General features: G+C 69.7%; 12 protein-coding genes and 1 pseudogene. 5 read left to right on the forward strand and 8 right to left on the reverse strand.

Annotation, left to right across the window (positions count from 1 at the left end):
* Nucleotides 1-1,199: 1,199 nt before the first annotated feature.
* From OG462_RS03265 to OG462_RS03285, 5 genes are all read right to left on the reverse strand, one after another.
* Nucleotides 1,200-2,621 carry an alpha/beta hydrolase gene (locus OG462_RS03265; protein ID WP_406054237.1) on the reverse strand — a complete coding sequence of 474 codons (1,422 nt, stop codon included), beginning with the start codon at nt 2,619-2,621 and terminating at the stop codon, nt 1,200-1,202.
* A gap of 119 nt (nt 2,622-2,740) precedes the next feature.
* Entirely contained in the window at nt 2,741-3,622 is an 882-nt protein-coding gene (locus tag OG462_RS03270; protein ID WP_406054238.1) for a helix-turn-helix transcriptional regulator, read from the reverse strand.
* A 372-nt stretch (nt 3,623-3,994) separates the two neighbouring features.
* The gene (locus OG462_RS03275; protein ID WP_406054240.1) at nt 3,995-5,638 is read right to left on the reverse strand and encodes a serine/threonine protein kinase; all 1,644 of its coding nucleotides are present in this window, start codon (nt 5,636-5,638) and stop codon (nt 3,995-3,997) included.
* Between the two features lie 421 nt (nt 5,639-6,059).
* Nucleotides 6,060-6,275, reverse strand: coding sequence for a hypothetical protein (locus OG462_RS03280; RefSeq protein WP_406054242.1), 216 nt, complete (start codon nt 6,273-6,275; stop codon nt 6,060-6,062).
* A 231-nt stretch (nt 6,276-6,506) separates the two neighbouring features.
* Nucleotides 6,507-7,130, reverse strand: coding sequence for a TetR/AcrR family transcriptional regulator (locus OG462_RS03285; protein ID WP_406054244.1), 624 nt, complete (start codon nt 7,128-7,130; stop codon nt 6,507-6,509).
* Nucleotides 7,131-7,235: 105 nt separating this feature from the next.
* Between OG462_RS03285 and OG462_RS03290 the strand changes: the two genes are divergently transcribed.
* A complete protein-coding gene (locus OG462_RS03290) occupies nt 7,236-8,429 on the forward strand; it encodes an FAD-dependent monooxygenase (protein ID WP_406054246.1) in 1,194 nt (397 codons plus the stop codon).
* 66 nt (nt 8,430-8,495) lie between these two features.
* On the opposite strand, the gene OG462_RS03295 is transcribed toward OG462_RS03290, so the two are convergent.
* On the reverse strand, nt 8,496-8,813 hold the full coding sequence (locus OG462_RS03295) for a hypothetical protein (RefSeq protein ID WP_406054248.1): 318 nt from the start codon (nt 8,811-8,813) through the stop codon (nt 8,496-8,498).
* A 242-nt stretch (nt 8,814-9,055) separates the two neighbouring features.
* Between OG462_RS03295 and OG462_RS03300 the strand changes: the two genes are divergently transcribed.
* The 3 genes and pseudogenes from OG462_RS03300 to OG462_RS03310 all read left to right on the forward strand — a co-directional run bounded on the left by OG462_RS03300 (nt 9,056) and on the right by OG462_RS03310 (nt 12,753).
* Nucleotides 9,056-9,865, forward strand: a complete 810-nt coding sequence (locus tag OG462_RS03300; RefSeq protein ID WP_406054250.1) for a polysaccharide deacetylase family protein — start codon at nt 9,056-9,058, stop codon at nt 9,863-9,865.
* 640 nt (nt 9,866-10,505) lie between these two features.
* Nucleotides 10,506-11,115 (forward strand): annotated as a pseudogene (locus OG462_RS03305) (IS5 family transposase); the annotation flags it as partial.
* 171 nt (nt 11,116-11,286) lie between these two features.
* Nucleotides 11,287-12,753, forward strand: coding sequence for an APC family permease (locus OG462_RS03310; RefSeq protein ID WP_406054252.1), 1,467 nt, complete (start codon nt 11,287-11,289; stop codon nt 12,751-12,753).
* Between the two features lie 745 nt (nt 12,754-13,498).
* Here OG462_RS03310 and OG462_RS03315 read toward each other — a convergent pair.
* Entirely contained in the window at nt 13,499-15,184 is a 1,686-nt protein-coding gene (locus OG462_RS03315; protein WP_406054254.1) for an alpha/beta fold hydrolase, read from the reverse strand.
* 72 nt (nt 15,185-15,256) lie between these two features.
* A complete protein-coding gene (locus OG462_RS03320) occupies nt 15,257-15,781 on the reverse strand; it encodes a TetR/AcrR family transcriptional regulator (RefSeq protein ID WP_406054256.1) in 525 nt (174 codons plus the stop codon).
* A gap of 547 nt (nt 15,782-16,328) precedes the next feature.
* On the opposite strand from OG462_RS03320, the gene OG462_RS03325 reads away from it, so the two are divergent.
* The gene (locus OG462_RS03325) at nt 16,329-16,703 is read left to right on the forward strand and encodes a hypothetical protein (protein ID WP_406054258.1); all 375 of its coding nucleotides are present in this window, start codon (nt 16,329-16,331) and stop codon (nt 16,701-16,703) included.
* The last annotated feature ends 377 nt before the right edge of the window (nt 16,704-17,080 follow it).

Consider the following 17,080-nt stretch of genomic DNA (forward strand, 5'->3'; position numbering starts at 1 on the left):
CGGACAGACCGGGAGCCCGACGGCCTGGGTCGACAAAACGACCCACGACATCCTGCTCCAGAGCTGCACCGCCGACGAGACGACCCACGCCGAGTACACCGCCGACGAGACGACCGCGCCAAGTGCATCGAGAGGAACACGCCCGGCCACGACAAGGTGGCCCCCGAGGACGAGAGCGTGATCCGCTTCCCCGCCCACATGCTCCCGATCCTGAGGCAGGCCTGCGATGCCGCAGAACGAGCCCCCCCCCCCCCCCCCCCCCCCCCCCGGTTCGATGAGCGGCTCACCGACGCCCGACAAAGCCACAGCCCCCTTCCCCACTTCAACCATGGTGAGGAGGCGGGAACACATCCGCGCGAGCGGGGAGCAGTTCCGGGGCCTCCCCTCCCGAATCTCCCGCGCGGGACCGTCCCCACGCGGGACCAGGAGCCGTTCCACGGTGTGGGCGCGGTGCTCGCGGGAACACCCCCGCACGAGCGGGGACCAGGTGAGCGAGTCGAACAGACTGGGACCTTGTCCGGCCGGTCACGTGCCTGTCCTCATCGGCAGATCCATCCGTAGCAGGCTTCGCGACTCGGCCATACCGGGTGGTGAACCGGTCCAACAGACGGATCGCCATGCCGTGGTCGCAGAAACTGGGCCATCTCCTAAACCGTACGTCCACCGCCGACGGTTGCGGCGGGGTCAGCACCGCAGGCCAGGACGATCCCGGTGAGAGCACTGTCGATCGGCCGCCCGGACTGAAGAGCCGAGTCCCCTTCCACTTCGACGGCGTGCATCAGCAGAGTCATCTCGCAGCAGACCTCGATCACGCCGGCCCCCTCGTCGAGAAGCCGCGTGAGCGCGGCATGGTCGCCCCACCCACCGCTTGACGGGCCGGAGTCCGTAGGCTTTCGAACTCGAAGCTGCTCACCGCGGCATCACACCTCGACGACAGGCAACCATGACCGGCCGGACAGGTCCTAGGTGTATCGACCTGCAGCGTTGTCGACACGACTGAGGGGCGGGCTCCGCCGCGGCGTGCCCGAGGAGTCGGCCCGTGAGGACACCTCCGACCAGGATCCGCCTGCCGAGAACGGTCAGCCCGGCATGACGGTCGGACACGAAGACCTCCGTGTGCGGTGGGGAGCCCAGAGACCTCCACGACACCGGAGGTCTTCACCATGATCAAGACCAGGCCCCGTCAACAGCACCCGCGATCAATACACCTCACGCAGCAGGAACTCCTCGGCAGCCCGGGCACCGCCCTCGCTACGGCTCTGGGTGGAGTGGCCGGCGCCCGGGAGAACGACGAGTTCGGGCCGCGGGGTCACAGACGCCAGGTCGCGGGCCCACCGCACCGGCGTCGACAGGTCCCGGTCACCGGCGAGGATCAGCACCGGCATCGTCAGAGTGCGGCGGAGCGCCGCCTGATGGGGGCGCGAGGCCGGCCAGAACAGACAGGTCCGCGGAATGCCCTGCGCACCCGCCGTCTCCCGCTCAAAAGGCCACACCGCCGCCGGCCGGATCCGCTGGACGGCCTGCTTCAAGGCGCCTTCCCGACCCTCGACAGGGGCGGAGGCATCGCCCCATGGCCATCGGGAGTCGGCACAGAGCGTCGCGGCGTGCAGTCCGGAGCTGAACTCCGAAGGCGGTTCGTCGGACGGCGCGGAGAACCCGGCGACGAGACCGTCGAGGCGGGCCCGGTCGCCGGAGGCGGAGGCGTGGATGGCGCCGAGGATGCCGAACCGGGGGTTGTCGAGCTTCGGGTCGATGATGCTCGCGATGACGAGCAGATTGAACACGCCGACGCCGTTGCCGTCGCGCCGGACGACCCTCGCCAGGTCCCGGGCCGGGTCGAAACCGCACCCCTGCTCACGGCAGGCGGTGCGGAGCACCCGCGCAGAGTGGCCGAGGGCGTCCTCGTACAGCACGCCCGCACCGTCGAGCGGTACGACGGAGTCGAGGACGAGTCTGCGGACCCGATGCGGATGGCTCAGGGCGTACTGGCCGGCGGTGAACGTGCCGTACGAGACCCCGTCGAGCGTCCAGGAGCCCACGCCGAGGGCGCGCCGCAGGTCTTCCAGATCGGCCACCGTGTCAGCGGTCGTGTAGAAGTTCCGTTTCACGCCGAGGCTTTCGGCGCAGGCGGTGACGGCGCCGGGCGTGGGGGCGACGGTGTCGCTGCTGCCCACCTCTCTCTGGAGCTGCGGGCAGTCGACGGCCGCGCCGCCGGTACCGCGCTGGTCGATCATCACCAGCCGGTACTGGGCCAGGGCTTCGGGGAGCCGCTCGCGGATCCGCTGGACGAAGGGGACGCCCGGCTGGCCGGGGCCACCGGTGAGGAAGAGCAGCGTCCCCTTGGGCGCGTCGGCGGTGCCGAAGAGCGCGGTTTGGAGCTTCAAAGTGCCCGGCACGGCGCCCGTACGGTCGAGAGGCACGGCGAGATCGGCGCAGGTCACGTCGGTCTGTCCGGGGCAGGGACGCGGATCGGTGAGCCCCGGTGCCGCGACAGAGACGGCAAAGGGGGCGGTGCGGACCGAGGAGTACGGGGCCGGGGCGGCGCCCGGTGCGGAGCCCACGCACATGACGGCCGTCAGGGCGGCGGCCACAGTCGTACCGGCTCTGGTCAGGAAGATCATCGTCACGTTCCCCCACAAGGAAGACGGTGCGCCGTGCAGCACCCACAGGGAGCACGGCACCGGCCGGGTCTGCGGCCGCCGCCAGTCTGCGGCGCGCCCTGCCCCGGGGCGTTGGACATTCATGCGCGATCCGCGAGAACACCCCTCAAGGCGCTGGGGACGCTCCCCGTATGGCTGCGGCACGCACGGGTCAGATGCGCCTGGTCGGCGAACCCGTAGACGTACGCGAGGGTGCGCAGGCTGTCCTCGCCCTCCTCAAGCGCGTGCAGGACGCCCCGGATCCGCAGCTCGTTGCGGTGGCGCGTGAGCGTCGTGCCGGTGACGGCGCGGAAAACACGGCTGAGATGGTGCGGCGAGACCCCTGCCGCGCCGGCCAGCTCCTCCAGGGAGAGACGGAGCCCCGGGGTTCCGCCGGCCAGGACGGCGCAGACGTCGCGGACCAGCCGGGCGTGAGCGCGGGCGGCAGCAGGGCGGCTGCTCGTGTCCCTGCGCCAAGGCCCGGCGGAGGCGGCCACATCGTCGAGCAACCGGTGCAGCCGCTCGCCCAGTTCGAAGTCGTCGGCCCCACGCCGTGCCGCAGCCAGCAGCGCCCGGTGGTGCACATCGGTCCTACCAGTGACCGTGAAGCGGCGGGAGAGCGACGGGCCGTCGAACCGGTCGGTGAACAGCTCGGCGCCCAGCCGGATCTCGGTGGACCGGTCACCGGGGCCGATCGGGTGGGCCACTCGGTGTTCGTCGCCCGGCCGAGTGAGATAACCGCCGCTCGCGTCGACGAAAAACTCCTCGCCGGCGATCCGACGGAGGTAGCCGCCGGACCGGGCCAGGACCACGGTGTACCCGTCCGCGTGCCCGGGCCCGACGAACCCCGTCCTGTCCTCGCAGCACAGAATGTCCTCGACGGTGATCCCGGCGGCGCTGATCCGCCCGCGCAGCGCGCCACGCCGCTCCCGTACGGCCTCGTCCTCGAGTAACTCCCGGGTACTGCAGCCCTCTTCGTTCATGCGTTCCCCCTGGGGACCCGGATCCCCCACCGAGATGCGGTCCACACCCGCAGAGGGCAAACCGTGAACCGACCGGAAGACCCACCGCTCCAGGACACATCGCCCGGTCGTCAGCCGGATCGTACTGAACCCGCAGCGCCGCCACCCACACCGGCATCAACCCGCGCCCAGCGAGCACGCCGACCAGGGCCGACGCCACGGCGCGCGCAGAGACGCGTCCGCCAGGATGCTGCAGGCACCGACGCCGAACACCGCGACCACGAACCCGTCACAGAGCGATCCGGTGGGCCAGGGCCCGCACCCGGACACGCACCACAAGCCGCCGCTCGGTCAGGGCGTGGTGATTGCAGCGGTGATCCGATGCTCGCCGGTTCATGGCCGTTGGGTAAGCCTGAAGGTCTGGGCGCTGTTACCCACACAGGCCCACTGCTGGAGTTGGGTACTGGCGGATGTGGAGTGGTCGGTCACGTCGAGGCACATACCGCTGTGCTTGGCGATGAAGCTGTACCTTCCATCGCCTAGAGGCACCGGTTTCCACTGTTGATTGACTCCGTCGGTGATGGACCAAAGCTGGATGGAAGCGCCGTTGGCGATTGCTCCCGAGCCGCCGGTGACGTCCCAGCCTAGGGTGGGGGCGTTGCGGTTGACGACTCTGTAGTAGCCGTCGCTGGTCGGAGTGAACTGCCATTGCTGGTTGGCTCGGTCCAGCAGGCATGGCCACTGGATGACGGTGGTGCCGTCGGTGGTGCCCCACTGGTTTGCGTCGACGCACATGCCGCTATGGGTGTTCATGACGTCGTACCAGGCACTGGGGTTGAGGCCGACCGCCGGCGCTGGCACCGAGGGTTCGGTGGTGGGAGTGACGGAGGTCGCGCTGGGCTGGCCGTTCGTGGTGGCTGTCGCGGGAGGCGTAGGGGCGTAGATGTCCTCGCTGTTGGCGAATTCGGACATCAGGAGGGTGGCAGCCACCGCAATGGCAACGCCCGCGGTGACTCCTGCCGTGATCTTCCATCGCCGACGGACCGGTGTGGACAGCGGTGCGGACTCGACCGACGGGAGGGATGGCGCTTCGGGCTCCACTTGGGTCGCCGTGATCGTTTCGCGGAGAGCCGTTCGCTGTTGTGCCTCGTCGAGGAGCCTGGCGACCTGGCCACCCTGCCGGGTGATGAGCTGGTGCACCGCAGGTGGCCAGGGGCGCGTGGCCGGGGGTATCGGACCGATCATGTCCAGGAGGTGGGGTGCTGTCGGCCGTGCGGTCGGGTCCTTGGCCAGGCACGGCTCGATGATCCGGCGCAATCCCGCAGACAGGGTGCTGAGGTCTGGCTCGGTGTGTACGACGTTGTGCAGGATCTGCGGGGCTGAGGAGTCGGCGAACGGGCTGGTGCCGGTGCAAACCATGGCCAGTAGTGCCCCTAAGGAAAACACGTCGCTGGCCGCGCCGACCGCCCGCCCGGCGGCCTGTTCCGGGGACATGAACCCAGGCGAACCGACCACCCCGCCCGGGCGGGTCACCTCGCCTGCATTCTCGGTGTCGGTCGCCCGCGCGATCCCGAAGTCAAGCAGCCTGGGACCGTCCTCGGCCAGCAGGACGTTGGACGGTTTGAGGTCCCGGTGTACGAGCCCGGCCCGGTGGACCTCGACCAGCGCGGTGGCCAGCCCGGCAGCCAGCCGCAGGACTGCCTCCTCCGGCAGCACGCCGACGGCCTCGACGGCCTCGTGCAGGGAAGGGCCGGGCACGAACACCGAAGCAAGCCAAGGCGAGGCCGCCTCAGTCTCGGCGTCGATGACTGCCGCCGTGTAGGCCCCCGAAACCCTGCGCGAAGCGTTCACCTCACGTCGGAACCGCGTCCGGAACTGCTCGTCCTCGGCGAACCAAACGTGCACCTGCTTGAGCGCGACCAGCCGCCCGTCCGGACCGCTGCCGAGGAAGACCCGCCCCATCCCACCGCGGCCCAGCTCGGCGATCATGCGGTACTTGCCCATCGTCACCGGATCGGACGACGTCAACGCCTTCACACTGCCCCCTCCAGCCAACCGAGCACGTCCACACGCAGTTTGGGATCATCAAGTGCTCCACGGCAAGACAGACTCACACACCACTACAACGGCTGGCCCGGCATCCGAACCGGCATAGGCCCTGTGCGGCATCCGATGGTCCCAGCCACCCGCCACAACGCCTCTGAGTCAGAGGACCCACGTTGTCGTCGACCTCGCCGTCGCGACCTGCCGGGTCGGCTTCACTAGCCTCGACGACATGGTCCGCCAACTCTAATAGGCCGACGCCATCGGCCGGCTGCCCGGCAAGATGCGGCTCTACCAGCAGCCCAGGTCGACTATCTCCCGCTCGACTGCAACGAGGCCAACCTCGTCTTCCAGCAGGGATGGAGCGGCCACCGCCTGAAACTGCGGCTTCACCCCACACGGTCGGGCGACGGTGTCAGCTCTCCCCGACCAGCTCGTCGAGCACCTCTACCAGAACGTTCACCAGGTCCTGATGCTGCCGCCGTTCCACACTTCGTGACGGACTGCAGAGCACGATGCTCTTCGCCTCACCCAGGGGCCGAGGGCCGGCGCCCAACAACTCTCGCGTGACCAGAATCGAATCCATCACGGGTATCCGCCGACTGCCGAGCAGTTCCTGAACGCCGTCCATCCCCGCCTCCGCAGCAGGTACTGGACGGAACTCTGCAACGAGGGCTGAGAGCCACTCGCCACGCAGCCCCTGAAACCCCGTCGCCCTCGCATCCTCTCCCCCTGCGGGCCAAAATACCTTCCGCTTCCGACCGCCCAGCCTCTGGAGCCCCAAGTCCCCCACCTACGGGGCACGGTACGTGTCCTCGACGGTGGGGCCGGGGCCAGGGGTCTCACCGGGTGCGCGGCGTGGTCAGCCCGCCCCCGACGCGGGTCCCGCCAGGCCGTGCAGCAGCAGAGCGGTCAGGGTCTCAACGACCTCCTCGTCGGTCGCCTGCGGGCCGTCTTCTCTTGCCGTGATGACGGCGAACCCGAGCATCGAGACCATCGCCCCCATGGCGGCGGCGACCAGCGCCGGGTCGCCTGGCAGCTGGTGGCCGCGCCCACGGAGCCACTCCAGGTGCTCGCGGAGGGTCGCCGTCTCCGCGGCCAGACTCGCCCATGCGCGGCCCTCGCCGGGCGGGCCGGCGAAGTTGGTCTGGATCAGGGCCACGACCACCGGGAGGTGGTCGCGCACGACGCGCCAGGTGATGGCGAGATGGTCGCGCAGCTGGTCGGGGTCCGTCAGATCGTGGTCGACCGGGTGGTCGCCTGCGCCGATGTCGGCGTCGGCCTGTGCGTTCAGATCCTGCATCAGGCCCTGGAGCAGGGCGTTCTTGTCCGCGAAGTGGGCGTAGAAGGAGCCGGTGGCGCGCCCGGCCTCGCGGGTGATGTCGGTGATCTTCGTGTCGAGATAGCCGCGCTCGGCGAACAGCCGCCGGGCCGCGTCCTTCAGCGCCGCCTCGGTCTCGGCGGCCTTCTCCTTGCGTACGCCCATCACGTGAGTCCTCTCGTCGGGCTTGACGTGCGTCGTCCCCCTGCCTCATTGTGAACCACAGTTCGGTGAACCAAGATTCACTGAATTCAGATTCAGGGGGCATGTATGAACGTCATGGTGATCGGCGGCGGAGTGGCGGGCGCCGCAAGTGCCCTGGCGCTACGGCGACTTGGCATAGAGGTCACGGTGTACGAGGCGTACGCCGAGCCGGCGGGCGAGGTCGGCTCGTTCCTGAGCCTGGCGTCCAACGGTCTGCGCGTGCTGCGCTCCCTCGGCGTACTGGACCGGGTGCAGCGTGCCGGGATCGACGTGCCCGGCCAGCGCATGTGGTCGAGCTCGGGCAAGCTGCTGGGTGACGTCCCGCGAGGTCGGCTGAGAGGCGACACACTGCACAGCGTGACGCTCATGCGGGGCGACCTGGTCGAAGCGCTGCACGCGGAGGCGCTGGCGGCCGGAGCTGCCGTCGTCACGGGTGAGCGCCTGGTGGATGCGGTCACCACCGAGAGGGGCGTACGGGCGATCTTCGCGAGCGGTCGTACCGAAGAGGCGTCGCTGCTCCTCGGCGCGGACGGCATCTGGTCGGCCACTCGGTCGCTGCTCGACCCGCTCGCGCCCACTCCCGAGTACGCAGGCCTCTACAGCATCTCGGGTATCGCCGAGGGCATCGAGACCGAGCCCGGCTTCTTCAACATGACGTTCGCGCGGAGCGGCGCCTTCATCCACCTCGCCGCACCCGGCGGCAAGGTCTGGTGGTCGGCCCAGGTCTCGTGTCCCGCGCAGCCGGACCTCGGACTCACCGAGGAGGCGTGGCTTCGCCGCCTGACCGGGCTCTACCGGCACGAGCAAGTGCCGCTCGCGATCCTTGCGGCGACCGTCGAACTGCACCGCCCCACCCTGATGCACAGCCTCGGCGCGGTCCCGGTCCGCCACAACGACCGTATCGCGCTGCTCGGCGACGCCGGACACCCCGTTGGCGCGGGTCAAGGCGCGTCGATGGCCCTGGAGGACGCGCTGGTCCTGGCCAGGTCACTGTCCGCGGAACCCTCGGTGGCGGCCGCCCTCGCGGCGTACGATGCCGCCCGCTCGGCCCGCATGGCCAAGATGGTCAAGGCGGCCTCGGACAACCGTGACGCCAAGACGGCCGGCCCGCTGGCGCGCAGGATGCGCGATCTGGTGATGCCGGTGGCGGTCCCCCTCTTCTTCGAAAAGGCCACGGCCTGGCTCTACACCCACGACTGCGGCGAACTGCCCACCAGCCGAACGGATGGAGGCTCCCAGGCCCGTAGCCCACGACTCTGAGGGCCCGCGGCACCGCGTGTGCCGCGCCCCGGATTCGCTCGGCCCGGACAGTCCCCGCCCGACGCTTCAACGCCGTGGACTGCCCAGGCATTCGCGCGTGCCGTCCGCAGGTGTCAGGCCCCGAGTCCGGCGAAGAAAGCGCGGGACGTCGGTGAGGAACTTCTCCGGCTGCTCCAACGCGAGGAAGGTGCCTCCGCGCTCCAGCTCGCTCCAGTGGGTGATGTGGTGATCCCGCTCGGCGAAGCGGCGGATGGCGACGTCCGTGCCCAGGGCGACGGCCACGCCGGTCGGGACGGTGCCGCGCGCCTTCGGGGCCCAGGCGCTCGCGTCGTGGCCCGCTTCGTAGTAGAGGTTCGCCGAGGATCCGACGGTACCGCTGAACAAGCGGAGAGGGTACTGGCGAGGGCCGAGCGGTACGCCCTCGGCGAAGGCACCGGGGCCGGGGCCGAGGCCGAATCCACGGCGGGGGCGGCGCCGTTCAGCGGCTGGTTCAGTGGAAGCACCTCAGTCTGAGCACCTCACGCCGCATGTTTCCGTTCTTGGGGCCGGTCGGCTGAAACCTTCCGGCCGTCTCTTCCGTCCTCTCCTCCGGGAGAGCGTAGGGAACAGGCGAGGAGTGGCAGGACATGGGGCTGAAGGGCAAGTACACCGCGCACATAGCCGTGGCGGCTTCGGCGGTCGCGATCAGCCTGGCGGCGTGGGGGGCCACCGCGCTGACGGACACCGAGGCCGCTGCCCGGACGGGGGCGGGCTCGCAGGGGACCGGGCCCGAGGGGCGGACGAAGGAGCCGGCACCGGGCCCGCCGCCGGTGTCGAAGGTGACGATGCCCCAGGGGATCGCCCATGCCGCCGAGGCGGGCGGGAAGGCCGTGAACATCACCATCGACGACGGTCCCGACCCGCAGTGGACGCCCAAGGTGCTGGACGTCCTCAAGGAGCACAACGTCAAGGCCGTGTTCTGCATGGTCGGACCGCGGGCAAGGGAGTTCCCCGACCTCGTCAAGCGGGTCGTGGCGGACGGGCACCGCCTCTGCGACCACACCACGTCCCACGACACCACGATGGACAAGAAGTCCGTCGCGTATCAGAAGCAGCAGATCCTGGACGCGAAGCGGATGATCGAGGAAGCCGCCGGAGGTGCGAAGGTGGAGTACTACCGGGCGCCGGGCGGTGCGTTCACCCCCGACAGCCGGCGTATCGCCGCCGCGGCGGGAATGCGGCCGCTGGGGTGGAACGTGGACACCAAGGACTTCGAGAAGCCCGGCACGAGCGCCATCGTCGGCGCGGTCAAGAGCGAGCTGTCCAACGGGCCGACAATCCTCTTCCACGACGGGGGCGGCGACCGCGGTCAGACCGTCGAGGCCCTCAAGCAGGTTCTGCCGTGGCTCAAGGCACAGGGACGCACCTTCAGCTTCCCCGTGCGCACCACCCCCTGAGGATCTGCCGGCCCGGCGATGCGTGACCGGCCGCAGGCCACCAGGGCGCCGGCACCCGGCGACTGGCGCCCGGCCACCAGCCACCGGCGACCCGACAGCGGACCTCGGGCGGAGACCGCGTCGGGTCACCGCCCCGGCCCGCTGCCGTCATCTGCTGCCGCCGGACGTCAGCCCCCTGTCGCTCACCCCGCGCGCCTCGCTCACCTCGCTCCTGATCCGGTCGACCGCGACCGTGCGGGAGGTGAACACCTCGCGGAGACATCCGCGACCCGGAACCGGTCGCGGATCCGGGCGACCAGCCCGGTCGCGGCCAGGGGGTTCCGCCGAGATCGGAGAAGTTGTCGCGGACGCCCACCCGGGGCAGGCCCAGAACCTCGCACCGGTTCCTCGGTCGGTACTCCTCGTCCGGGAGCAGGTGCATCGCCGCGCCACGGGGCACATTCGGCGGGGAAACAGCTCGAACCACGGCACCTTGCGGCCGCGGTCGCAGGGCCAGAGGCCATGCACACATCCCTCCACTCCACCGGAGAGTTCTAGCCGTGCCGGCGCGGAACCGGGAGCGCACGGCCACAGCCGCGCCTCCCCACTACGCCGTCACTACGACGTCGTCTCTTATGGCGCTGAGGTCGTTGAACGGTGCATGGCAGATCTGGTTGAGCGGTTGGTGCCGGACGAGTTGTGGGTGCTGTTTCGGCGGGTGGTGCCGCCGACGGCGGTGAAGCGTCCGCAGGGTGGGGGCCGGCGTCGGGCGGATGACCGCGAGGCCCTGGCAGCGATCATCTTCGTGGCTACCTCGGGCTGCACCTGGCGGCAGCTCCCGCCGGTGTTCGGCCCGGCCTGGCCCACGGTCTACCGGCGCTTCGCCCAATGGAGCCGAGCCCGCGTCTGGGCCCGGCTCTACCGTGTCGTTCTCGACGAACTCGGTGCCCGCGACGAGCTGGACTGGTCGCGGTGCGCTTTCGACTCCGGCAACATCCGGGCCACGAAAGGGGCCTCTGACAGGACCGAATCCGACCGACCGTGGCAAGTTGGGCTCGAAGATCCACCTGATCGCGGACCGGAACGGACTTCCTCTGTCACTGGGCATCTCCAGTGCCAACATGCATGACAGCCAGGGCCTCGAACCGCTCGTGCAGGGTATCCCGCGGATCCGTTCCCGGCGCGGACCGCGACGGGGTCGCCCGGCGAAACTGCACGCCGACAAAGGGTACGGCTACGACCACCTGCGCAGATGGCTCCGCAAGCGCGGCAGGCGGCGTCTGCCGGACCCGGCGCGGGAGAGGACGGGCTGGCATTCGTACGGCCAGTCGCGCGAGCCGAACGGAACAAAGGCGTGGGAAGGTGGTGAAAATGGTGCACTGATCGGTTCCTGCCTGCCGCGCGCCTCGGGCATGGGGGGCCCTGGAAGCTGAGGTGCCGCAGTGGTGGAGTTCTCGTCCGATGCCCAGGGCGATGCGGTGTCCGTCGAGGCCGGAGGTTACCGGCAGGAACTGAAGCGGACGCTCGGCTCCTTCCAGGTGTTCGCGATCTCGTTCGCGTTCATCTCGGTGGCAGTCGGCATCTTCGCGACCTTCGACGAAGTGCTGGTGACCGCCGGGCCGGTCGGGATCTGGTTGTGGATCGTCGCGGCGGTAGGACAGACCCTGGTGGCGTTGGTGGTCGCGCAGTTCGCGGCCCGCATTCCGCTCAGCGGTTCCTCCTACCAATGGGCCTCGCGGCTGGCCAACCCGAAGATCGGCTGGTGGTTCGGGTGGCTGACCTTCTGTTACCTGGCCATCGGCGTGGTGGCGGTCGACAACGCGCTCGCGAGCCAGGCGTTCATGCCGCTCGCCGGCATCACGCCGGACGAGGGCACCGCGCGCCTGATCACACTCGTGGTACTGCTCGTCCAGACCGTGCTGGCCGTGGCTTCCACGCGTCTCGTCAGCATGATCAACACCGTCGCGGTGGGGCTCGAACTGGCGCTCGTCGTGGTGGTGGCGATCGCGCTCATCATCGCTGTCACGGTCACGGGCGACGGCGCGGTCGGCAACCTCACCTCGCGCGGCGTCGTCGAACAGGCCCCCGACTACTTCGCGGTCGGCGGCGGGCTGATGCTTGCGATGATCATGGGACTCGCCACACTCGTCGGCTTCGACTCGGCGGCGAACCTGGCCGAGGAGGCCAAGGACCCGTTTCGCACCGTTCCCCGCGCCATCGTGGGATCGGTCGTCGCGGCCGGCGTCCTTGGCATGCTGTTCCTGATCACGCTCACCATCGCGATCGACGACATCCCCCGCATCAGCGCCAACGGCTCACCGGTCGCGGCGATCATGCGCGACCAGCTCGGTCCGGCGATGGAGAGGGCGCTGCTGATCGCGATCACCATTGCGTTCTTCGGCGCCGGGCTCGTGGTGATGGTCGCATGCTCGCGGCTGGTCTTCGCGATGTCGCGCGACGCACGCTTCCCCGCCTACCGGCTGATGCGGCGGGTGAATCCCCACACGAGGACGCCGATCCCGGCGACCGTGCTGGTCTTCGCCCTGGGCGTCGTCCTGATGGTCGCGCTGCCGGGCGCCGCGCTGCTGGAGCTGATCACGGCCTCGACCATCCTTCCCGCGGTCACCTACGGCTCGACGATCGTGCTCTACCTGACGGTACGCAGACGCCTGAGCCGCAAAAAGGGTGCCTTCGACCTGGGACGCTTCGAACTGCCGGTCGCCATCTGCGCTCTGGTGTGGACGCTCATCGCGCTGTTCGTTCTGGTGACCCCGAAAGAGGCGTTCGTCTCCGTCGTGATCGTGGCGGGCCTCCTCCTGTTGGGTGGGCTGTTCTTCCTCGCCATGCTGAGGTTCGACCGCCAGGACATGGAGACGGAGCCGGGTGAGGTGGACGCTTTCATCGACTGACCAGGAAGCCTCCCTCTGCTCCGAAGGGGACCTCCCCTGACGAGTCGAAAAAGGTGCAGTCAACAGGGCAGCGCATGCACGGTCCGGACTGGGATGGGGCCCAGGTCGCAACTGCGAGGCGTGGGGTGGGGTGGGGTGGGGTGGGGTGGGGGTGATCATGAAGTGTTGTAGGTGTCCCGTCAACAGACCTGCAGGGGAAGACTGTCGATCCGGGCCCATCGGTAACCGACCCGGCCGCGGCGCGCAGTCGAGGTGACCGGGTCGGCCTCGGCGTACACGCCGATGAGCATCGGCCACCTCTGTCGACGGATGGCGGACGTCAAGCACGTCAAGCACGTCACGCAGGTCGAGCACGTCAAGCACGGTCAACCAACCGCCCGGCTCCTCGACGCCGAAGGACATCAGGTCGGGTCCGGTCCAGAACTCCCCCGGCGCAAAGCGATCTCGATGCCGAGCCCAACGCGCCCGCCCGCATCCGCCACACAGATCCACCCGGCCGAACCGGCCCGCCACAGCGCGAACGCCGAATCCAGCTCAGCGGCCGCAGACTGGCCTCACACATCCACCATGTGCTGAACAGCGGCAAGGACCAGCTCAGGCACTTCCGTTGGCGCCGTGGGCGCTGGGGTTGTGCGCCGCCGCCCGCTGTCGGTCAGGATGCTCTGCCGGCCGAGGAAGGACGATTCGCGAGAGCCCGCCTTCGGGGGCAGCTTCTTGATACCGCGCCCCCGTACTGAGGTCGTGGTCATCCTCCGGTCGAAGCGGAGAGAGTGCCGAGGTAGTGGGCCACTTGGGAAGGGTGAGTCAGCTGGGGGTAGTGACCGGCCGCGGTGACCTCGGCCACCGGGCGGTCGACGGCCACGGTCAGCGGGTCGGCCGAGCCCACGACGATCTGGACCGGGATGCTCACGCGGTCCAGCAGGGCTCGTGACCTGTGGCGCTCGGCGATGTCCGTGCTCACGGCCGCGACCACTCGGCGGGCAGCTCCGGGACGTCGCAAGTCCGCTGCTGCGCTCTGTACTTCCGGCCCTTCGGGGATGCCGAGTGCCCGCGCCAGCCGAGCGGCGGGCATACGGCGCAGCATCGGCGCGGCCAGGCGCGAGCGAGCCGGCCGGGGCGCGGGCGCCTGGAGGAACGACGGCGAGACGAGGATGAGGCGGCTGATGCGGTCCGGGTGGTCGACGGCGAAGCGGAGCGCGGGTCCGCAGGCCAGGGAATGGGCGACCAAGGTCGGGCGGGTCTGCACCGGGGTCAGCAGATCGGCCAGCCACGCGTCGACCGGCTGGGCCGTGGCGGCCGAGCGTCCCAGGCCCGGCAGGTCGGGGGCGAGAACAGGGCCGGGGAGGTGGGCGGCGAGGGGTGCCCAGAGGTCGGCGTTCATCGGCAGTCCGTGCAGCAGGACGTGTTCGGGGTGGTGCCGCTCTCCGGCGACCCAGGTCGCGCTGCCGGCCACGGTGCTGAAGCCGTGCGGGCTCAGCCAGGGCGATGCGGCCCCGAAGCGGGCGGCCACCAGGTCGTCGGCCCAGGCGCGCAGAGCATCGGCGGCCGGGGGCATCTCCAGGCCGGCGCCTGCGGCGAAGGTACGGGCGGAGGCCGTCGGGTAGCGGTCGGCCGACAGGAACGACAGCGTCTCGGGGTCGGCGCCGGTCACTTTTCGCGGGAGACGCCGCAGGAGGCCGGCGGGAATGGACCGGCGAGGTGCTCGTACGCCCATGTGGTCGGCGATCGTGGCGATCAGCTCGGGCAGGAGAGGGGTCGCGTCGTCGAGCACCCAGTAGTGCTCGCCCGCGGGCGATGCGGGGATCTCCGCCAGGAACCGTACGAGGTAGTCGATCGTGGTGATCGGCAGGAAGGTGTCGGGGCCACCGGGCAGCGCGGGGAGCCGTCCCTTCCACAGATCCTCGACGAGGGCGGCCAGGCCGACGTACTGGCCCGGGCCGATCACGGTGCTGGGATTGGCGATGGTCAGCGGAACCGCCAAGGCATCCGCCCGGGCGCGCACCGCGAGGTCGCCCTCGATCTTCGACGCCTCGTAGGCGCCCAGCCGGGCGTAGTCGGGGTGGGCTTCGGCCGCGCTGACCCGGTATCCGCTGATGTGCACCAGCCGTCGCAGCCTGGGCAGGCCGGCAGCCCATTCCACCACGTTGAGCGCCCCGGTGACGTTGGTCGCCCGCGCCTCCCGCTCACCGAGTCCGAAGGCGAAGCGACCGGCGGCGTTGTAGACGTCTCGGACCTCGGGCAGCTCCGTCAGCGGTCGGGTGATGTCGGCGGCGACGATGTCGAGCCCGCTGATGTCAACGCCCTGGGAGATCAGCCAGGGGGTGAGCGTGTCGTTCCGTACGGCTGCTGCCACCTTCTGCCCCCGCGTGAGCAGCTCGGCGACGAGGGAGCGGCCGATGAAGCCGGTTGCGCCGAAGACGATCGCGTCCATGAACACTCCTTAATAGATCGGTCTACATATTCTTGAGCCACTGAAAAGCCCGCCGGTTTCCGGCGGGCCATGTCAGCTGAGCAGGACGCCGATCTGGCGGGCGACCCGATCCAGCGGCTCCTTACTACGGTGCGTCCGGGACAGCAGGAGTGCCCCCTCCACGAGGGCGAGGATCACGACAGCGAGGTCATCGGCGTCGGGACGGCCCGCCAGCCGTCCACGCAGGGCCGCCTCCCATGAGGTGTACACCTCCGAGCACACTTCCTGCAGCGGGTCGTTGGTGGCGGCGGTCTCCAACGCGACGGTGGCCACGGGGCACCCCTTGCGCCATCCGGACTCCTCCAGCCGGTCGCCCAGATGCCGCAGCACCGCGTCGGCGAACTCCGCCACCGACACGCTGGAGTCGGCCAGATCCTCCAGGGCGTCACCGATCATGCGCCCGGCCCGCCGGACGGACTCGCCGACCAGTTGGTCCTTGCCCCCGGGAAAGTGGAAGTACAACGAGCCGCGGGGCGCGCCACTGGCCGCGATCACCTGGTTGAGTCCGGCACCGTGGTATCCCCCGGCCTCGACCAACTCCTGTGTCGCATCGAGCATTCGGACCCGCGTCTCCGTACCCTTCAACCCCATGAGAGAACAGTAGACCGATCTACATATTCCTTCAAGCCTCTTTCCCGCAGCCCGCGTTGGCCGGAGGCGTCCCGTCTCGGCTCGTGGGGGCGGCGCCGCTGGTCCGCCGCCGCGTCTGCCACGGCGTCCAGCGTCCATGGTGGGCGGCCGGGTCAGCCGGCTCCTGTCGCGAGAAAGCGGATGCGAGGTCCGGATAGGCACTTCGGATCCGGTGGGGGCGTCCGAGGTCCAGGCGCGCCTCTGTGAACCCGCAGGCGCCCAAGGTGGCATGGGAAGGTGAGGATCGAACGGGCGGAGGGGGAACCATGGGGCTGATCTACAGCTACGACATCTATACACGTCCCCGAAACATCGCCAAGGCGCTGGCCAATCTGGCCGAGCCAGCGTCACCGGACTCTCGCATAGCACCGCTCGACGTAGTCCTCCCGGCGGTGACCGGCTTGTCCTCCCGTTCACGTCTCACTTCACGAGCGAGCCGGTCGCCTGTTCCGCGAGCGGCACGCTCGACCTCGACATGTCCCTCATGTTCGATCTCGATGACGCATTGCGCGAGTACGCGGAATCGGACGGCCCTGATCCTGGGAGGGGCGGCCGCGTCAAGATCGGGTACGTCTACGCGACCGTCCGCTTCGAGTCTTTTCTGCACGCTGGATACGCGTCGGTGGAGTGCGGGGCGGCGACGTCTGGCCTGAGTCGCATGTTCGCGCGGTCGAGCAACATCAGGAAGGCGTTCACCGACCTCGCAGCCGCCGGCGGCGGAGTGTGCAGCCTGTTCGACACCGGAGACGGCGGCCCCGAGCAAGTCTGTTGGCTCAACAGTGAAACCACGGGACATGATCCCCGGTCCACCATTCCCAGATCAGCAGGCGCTCGTGGCGACATGGCCTGACCCCTCGAGATGAAGACCGGCCGCTTCGCATGCACTACCACCATGAACGGCGCGGCCGTGACGTCGGTTGAGGCGAGCGCCCGGTGGGCGGGCGCACCTCGGGTCACTGCTGGCAGGACACCACATAGTGGGCCCCGGTCGATACGGCCGGGGCCTTCGCTCGTGTGGCGTTTCCGCTTCGATTCTCGGGCCGTCTACCGTGAGGGTTTGCAGGACGCCTCGTGTCCCGCCCGAAACTCCCGGCCGTCTGCTGGCGGCACGCCCTTGTCGCGTCCGCAGCCGCGCGATCGAGGCCTATGGTGAGGGTGGGACGACGTCCTCCCCCGAGTTCGAATCGCCTCGCGTATAGCCGACGGCCACGAAGAAGCCCACCCGGC

Source organism: Streptomyces sp. NBC_01077 (assembly GCF_045162855.1).
In the GTDB taxonomy this organism is placed as follows: domain Bacteria; phylum Actinomycetota; class Actinomycetes; order Streptomycetales; family Streptomycetaceae; genus Streptomyces.

What these genes read in the sequence shown, in the direction of transcription:
- OG462_RS03265 (WP_406054237.1), bottom strand. Translation starts at nt 2,621, where the DNA reads ATGATCTTCCTGACCAGAGCCGGTACGACTGTGGCCGCCGCCCTGACG.
- OG462_RS03270 (WP_406054238.1), bottom strand. Translation starts at nt 3,622, where the DNA reads ATGAACGAAGAGGGCTGCAGTACCCGGGAGTTACTCGAGGACGAGGCC.
- OG462_RS03280 (WP_406054242.1), bottom strand. Translation starts at nt 6,275, where the DNA reads ATGGACGGCGTTCAGGAACTGCTCGGCAGTCGGCGGATACCCGTGATG.
- OG462_RS03285 (WP_406054244.1), bottom strand. Translation starts at nt 7,130, where the DNA reads ATGGGCGTACGCAAGGAGAAGGCCGCCGAGACCGAGGCGGCGCTGAAG.
- OG462_RS03290 (WP_406054246.1), top strand. Translation starts at nt 7,236, where the DNA reads ATGAACGTCATGGTGATCGGCGGCGGAGTGGCGGGCGCCGCAAGTGCC.
- OG462_RS03300 (WP_406054250.1), top strand. Translation starts at nt 9,056, where the DNA reads ATGGGGCTGAAGGGCAAGTACACCGCGCACATAGCCGTGGCGGCTTCG.
- OG462_RS03315 (WP_406054254.1), bottom strand. Translation starts at nt 15,184, where the DNA reads ATGGACGCGATCGTCTTCGGCGCAACCGGCTTCATCGGCCGCTCCCTC.
- OG462_RS03320 (WP_406054256.1), bottom strand. Translation starts at nt 15,781, where the DNA reads ATGCTCGATGCGACACAGGAGTTGGTCGAGGCCGGGGGATACCACGGT.
- OG462_RS03325 (WP_406054258.1), top strand. Translation starts at nt 16,329, where the DNA reads ATGTCCCTCATGTTCGATCTCGATGACGCATTGCGCGAGTACGCGGAA.